Annotated in this window: 6 protein-coding genes; all 6 read right to left on the bottom strand. The window is 67.9% G+C overall.

Translation table 11 applies throughout. The features are described 5' to 3' along the window. On the bottom strand, positions 1–833 hold an 833-nt coding region (locus VMD50_RS16805), incomplete at its 3' end, for a DUF222 domain-containing protein (protein ID WP_325428863.1). A gap of 243 nt (positions 834–1076) precedes the next feature. Then, positions 1077–1628, bottom strand: coding sequence for a histidine phosphatase family protein (locus tag VMD50_RS16800; RefSeq protein ID WP_325428862.1), 552 nt, complete (start codon positions 1626–1628; stop codon positions 1077–1079). Next, positions 1625–2416, bottom strand: coding sequence for a CbtA family protein (locus VMD50_RS16795; RefSeq protein ID WP_325428861.1), 792 nt, complete (start codon positions 2414–2416; stop codon positions 1625–1627). Before VMD50_RS16795 ends, VMD50_RS16800 begins: the two co-directional genes overlap by 4 nt. A 4-nt stretch (positions 2417–2420) precedes the next feature. Next, entirely contained in the window at positions 2421–2636 is a 216-nt protein-coding gene (locus VMD50_RS16790; protein WP_325428860.1) for a CbtB domain-containing protein, read from the bottom strand. A 147-nt stretch (positions 2637–2783) separates the two neighbouring features. After that, complete coding sequence (locus tag VMD50_RS16785) at positions 2784–3164, bottom strand: YbjQ family protein (RefSeq protein ID WP_325428859.1); 381 nt, start codon at positions 3162–3164, stop codon at positions 2784–2786. 80 nt (positions 3165–3244) lie between these two features. Next, on the bottom strand, positions 3245–5662 hold a 2418-nt coding region (locus VMD50_RS16780; RefSeq protein WP_325428858.1), incomplete at its 5' end, for an ATP-dependent Clp protease ATP-binding subunit.

Here is a 5662-nt window from a genome sequence, read left to right as displayed (position 1 = left end):
CCGGCGCGTTGGAACCAGACTTCGCAGGTGGCATCACAGCTCAGGTATTGGCGTTCGGCCTCGGAGAGCAGCGGACCCCGGTGCAGCGCGGCGGCGCGCTGGGCCACATCGAGGTGGACCACCACGGTGGTGTGCTGCCCGTGGGGGCGCCGGGTGGCCTCAACATCCCAGCCGGTCTCGACCAGCCGCCAAAACGCCTCCAGGGTGCCCGGCAGCGGCGGCGCGACCTCGGCTGCACCGTTGGCGCGATCGTGTTTCCATTCGGTGATCAGCGCCTCCCGATGAGACGCCAAGGCCGCGTCGAACTTCGCCGCGTCCAGGGGCGGCAGTTGGATGCGCCAGCAGCTGCCCTGCTCGTTGGTGGTCTTGGTGAGCGAAGGCTCGGGTTGGGGTCGAGGTTCGGGGTCGGGTCGGGGTTCGAGTTTGATCGCGGTGCGCAGCTGGTTGACCGTGGCGACCTGCGCCAGCTGTGCGTAGTGCTCATCGGAGCCCGCCCCGGCGCGTGCGGCGATGACGCCGACTTGATCCAGCGACAGCCGACCCTCCCGCAGGCCCGCCGCGCAGCGCGGGAACTCCGCCCGCCGGTGCGCGATGGTGGCGATGGTGTGGGCGTTGGCCGAGGACGCGCCCAGCTTCCAGGCCACCAATGCCGCCACCGAGCGGGCGCCCGTCATCCCGCACAGTTCGTCGTGATCGATCTCGGCGACGATGTCCACGAGGCGCCCATCAATGGCGTTGCGCTGCCCGGCCAACTCCGCCAACTCCTCAAACAACACCGCCAGACGCTCTTTCGGGCTCACCCCCACAGCGCCAGCGGATGCGGTCGAAGACATAACCCCATCATCGCAGCCACCTACGACAATCCCGGCCGCCCGATCCCCGGCTTCGGAATTTAGTGCGCAGACCCCCCAAAACCAAAACAAAAACACAACAGGTCAATCGAGAGTGAGCCACGTCAGGACACACCGGCGCCAGGCTCCGATTGACTGCGGGCATAGGTGACTTAGGAATTCGATACCGTATGCGCTACCAAGTTTGAGGTGAGCCGAATGGTCTCGGAGAGCCGGTAGAGCCCGTCACAAACGCAGCGTCCAGCAGCCGTTTCGGAAGTGCAGCACGGTGCGACTCGTCGGCGCAATGTCGATGCGCCAGAACGACTTCGGGGGTGCATCCAGGCTGTGCAGGATGGCGGCCCGGATCACCGCCGGATGGGTCACCGCCACCGCGGGCGAGGCGTTGCCGGTCAGCGACACCAGCCAGCCGGCCACCCGCTGGACCAGGTCGACGATCGACTCACCGCCATGCGGCGCCCGGGCCGGATCGGTCAGCCACGTCTCGAGGTCCGCGGGGCCGACGGCCCGCAGCGTGTGCCCGCACCACCCCCCGCAATCCAGGTCGGCCAACCGCGGCTCGGTCGCCGCGCGCAGGCCCAGCAGCTGTGCGGTTTCGCGGGCACGCTGCTCGGGCCCCGCGAGTTGACGCGTGTCCCGCCGAACATCAAGGCGCCCGGCCTTTTTGACCTGCCGACGGCCGATGCCGTTGAGCGGCTCGTCGACGGGAAAACGTCCGGCCGCCATGGCGTCGGTCATGGCGTGCGCCACCAGGGTCAGCCGGACGACTTCGGTCACGTCGCTTGGCTCGGTTCCCGTACGCTGCCGGCCCGCTCCCCGAGCAGCCGACCGGCGAGGCCGCCAAAGACCACGCCGATGGTCGCCCACAACACCAGCTGCGTGCCTAGGGCCACCACTCTGAATTCGTAGAGCACGTCGGCGGGAAAGCCGGGATAGAGGATCGCGCCCGACGCGTCGCGCAGCGGTTCGGGCGCCTCGTTCACGGTCGGTAGCGGCACCAACACCACCGCGACCGCCGCGGCGTAGGCACCCGCCGCGAGCAGCCGCCCGTTCCACGCACCGAACCGGGCCGTCAGCCCCCGCGCCAGCCACACCGCGGCGATGGCCAGCACCACCGACGCCAGCACCGTCACCAGATACCAGCCGGTCCGCGCCCCGATCGTGTCGGCCTTGCCCACCGCCGGCGGATTCGGCGGATACTTCACGAACGGCACCAGGTACACCGTAACGAATGCGGCCGCCGCCAGCAGCAGCGAAAGCGGCTGCGGCGCAACGCTTCTCGCGCGCGGAGCTACCACGCAGAACAGCACGCTGAACAACGCGCCCATCGCGACACCGAAGACGAGCACGCCGAAGCCCAACCCGGCGTTGGACTGCACCCCGCGGGTGAAAAGCTCAACGCCGTGCTCATGCACCCCATGGGCGTTCTCGGCGTCGGCGCGTCCGTCCTCGAAGGCGATCGCGCGGCCGATCACCGGCTCGGCGCACAGGCGGGCGAACGCGAACGCCAGCACCGCGCCGATTGCGCCGGCCACCAGGCCGCGTCCGATCAGGCGCTTCTCCATGAGCTCAGTGGCAGGGGAAGCCGAGCAGATGCCGCGCGTCGTGCACGAACTCATGCACGTGCGAATCGTTGCCGAACAACGACAACGCCCCCTGGTCGACTCCGACGAAGTACAGGGCCAACAACGCCAGGAAGGCGGTAGCCGCCAACCAGAGCGCGGCGCCGGCCGCCGACAGATCGACCGGCCGGGTACGGGTGTCGGTGGGCTGGGGAATCGACATTAGGAGGCTCCTTCCGGGATCTCGCGTCCCGCTCGGGGATGGCGACGGGCTCCGGGTCTGACTGTGACAGTGGCGCGACCGTTCTGGAGTTTCACCAGAATTCCGTTGTCCATCGAAAATGTAAGCCTGGCCAGTGTAGACCGCGAATCAGGCCTGCGGCGCCGCGGCGCCGTAACCGAGCTGGCTCGCGGTGTACTTGGCGCCGTCGGTGACCGGGACCGCCTGGACGGCCGTGCCATAGGCGCAGATCTCGGTCCACACGTCGCCGATCTCGGTCGTGTCGAACCGCATCGCGACGATCGCGTTGCCACCGCGATTGCGCGCCTCGGCGATCAGCCGTCCCATCGCTTCGTTGCGGCTTTCGGCCAGATTCTTGGTCATCCCCTGCAGCTCGCCGCCGAACATGGCCTTGAAGCCCGCGCCCATCTGGGAGAACGCGTTTCGGGAGCGCACGGTCAGCCCGAAGACTTCGCCGCACACGCGCTGGATGTCCCAGCCGGGAAGGTCGTTGGTGGTCACGATCAGCACAAGGCAGGCCCTTCTTGTAGAGGACAGCGAAAACGGGCGGTTAATCCCGTCAGAGATTAACCGCCCGTTTGCCGCGATCGTTACTGCGTTTCTGGGGCCGCGTGCGCCCCGGCCTTCGCCAGGTCCGGCTCTGCCGGCGGCTTGCGGGCCCCGGTAAAGGTGAACACCGCGTCCTCGCCGGCGCCTTCGCCGTCCCAGTTGTCCACGTCGACGGTGACGACCTGTCCGGGGCCGACCTCCTCGAAGAGGATCTTCTCGGACAGCTGGTCCTCGATCTCGCGCTGGATCGTGCGCCGCAGCGGACGGGCACCCAGCACCGGGTCGAAGCCGCGCTTGGCCAGCAACGACTTGGCCTTGTCGGTCAGCTCGAGCGCCATGTCCTTGGTCTTGAGCTGGCCCGCCACCCGGCTGATCATGAGGTCGACCATCTGGATGATCTCGTCGCGAGTCAGCTGGTGGAAGACGATGACCTCGTCGATGCGGTTGAGGAACTCCGGGCGGAAGTGCTTCTTCAGCTCGTCGTTGACCTTCTGCTTCATCCGCTCGTAGTCGTTCTCCCCGCCACCCTGTGTGAAGCCCAGGCCGACCGGCTTGGAGAGGTCGGACGTGCCGAGGTTGGACGTGAAGATCAGCACGGTGTTCTTGAAGTCCACCGTGCGGCCCTGACCGTCGGTGAGCCGGCCGTCCTCGAGCACCTGCAGCAGGCTGTTGTAGATCTCCTGATGCGCCTTCTCGATCTCGTCGAACAGCACCACCGAGAACGGCTTGCGCCGCACCTTTTCGGTGAGCTGGCCGCCCTCCTCGTAGCCGACGTATCCAGGCGGGGCGCCGAACAGCCGCGACGCGGTGAACCGGTCGTGGAACTCGCCCATGTCGATCTGGATGAGCGCGTCGTCGTCGCCGAACAGGAAGTTGGCCAGCGCCTTCGACAGTTCGGTCTTACCGACACCGGACGGTCCGGCGAAGATGAACGATCCGGACGGACGCTTGGGGTCTTTCAGCCCGGCGCGGGTCCGGCGGATCGCCTTGGACACGGCCTTGACCGCGTCCACCTGGCCGATGATCCGCTTGTGCAGCTCGTCCTCCATGCGCAGCAGCCGGGTGGTCTCGGCCTCGGTGAGCTTGAACACCGGGATGCCGGTCCAGTTGCCCAGCACCTCGGCGATCTGCTCGTCGTCGACCTCGGCCACGATGTCCATATCGCCCGAACGCCACTGCTTTTCGCGCTCGGCGCGCTGGGCCACCAGTGTCTTCTCACGGTCGCGGAGGCTGGCCGCCTTCTCGAAGTCCTGGGCGTCGATCGCCGATTCCTTCTCCCGGCGCGCGTCGGCGATCTTCTCGTCGAACTCACGCAGGTCTGGCGGCGCGGTCATCCGGCGGATCCGCATCCGGGCGCCGGCCTCGTCGATCAGGTCGATCGCCTTGTCCGGCAGGAACCGGTCGTTGATGTAACGGTCGGCCAGGGTGGCTGCGGCCACGATCGCACTATCGCTGATGGAAACGCGGTGGTGGGCCTCGTAACGGTCGCGCAGACCCTTGAGGATCTCGATGGTGTGCTCGACCGTCGGCTCCCCGACCTGCACCGGCTGGAACCGGCGCTCCAGGGCGGCGTCCTTCTCGATGTACTTGCGGTACTCGTCGAGCGTGGTGGCACCGATGGTCTGCAGCTCGCCGCGGGCCAGCTTGGGCTTGAGGATCGACGCGGCGTCGATCGCGCCCTCGGCGGCACCGGCGCCGACCAACGTGTGCAATTCGTCGATGAACAGGATGATGTCGCCGCGGGTGTTGATCTCCTTGAGCACCTTCTTCAGGCGTTCCTCGAAGTCACCGCGGTACCTCGAGCCCGCCACCAGCGACCCCAAGTCGAGGGTGTAGAGCTGCTTGTCCTTCAGCGTCTCCGGGACCTGGCCGTGGACGATGGCCTGCGCCAGGCCCTCGACGACCGCGGTCTTGCCGACGCCGGGCTCGCCGATCAGCACCGGGTTGTTCTTGGTGCGCCGGCTCAACACCTGCATCACCCGCTCGATTTCCTTCTCGCGGCCGATGACCGGGTCCAGCTTGCCTTCCATCGCGGCGGCCGTCAGGTTGCGCCCGAACTGATCGAGCACCAGCGACGTGGACGGGCTGCCCGACTCGCCGCCGCGGCCGCCGGTCCCCGCCTCCGCGGCCTCCTTGCCCTGGTAGCCGCTCAGCAGCTGGATCACCTGCTGGCGCACCCGGGTCAGCTCTGCGCCCAACTTGACCAGCACCTGCGCGGCCACGCCCTCACCCTCGCGGATCAGGCCGAGCAAGATGTGCTCGGTGCCGATGTAGTTGTGGCCGAGCTGCAGCGCCTCGCGCAGCGAAAGCTCGAGGACCTTCTTCGCCCGGGGCGTGAACGGCGGCGACCCGGTGGGCGCGGTGCCCGACAGGCCGATCGTCTCCTCGACCTTCTCCCGCACGGCCTCCAGCGAGATGCCCAGCTGCTCCAGCGCCTTGGCCGCGACACCCTCACCCTC

The organism is Mycobacterium sp., from assembly GCF_035506235.1.
Lineage (GTDB): Bacteria > Actinomycetota > Actinomycetes > Mycobacteriales > Mycobacteriaceae > Mycobacterium.
This window is presented reverse-complemented; position numbering and strand designations above follow the sequence as displayed.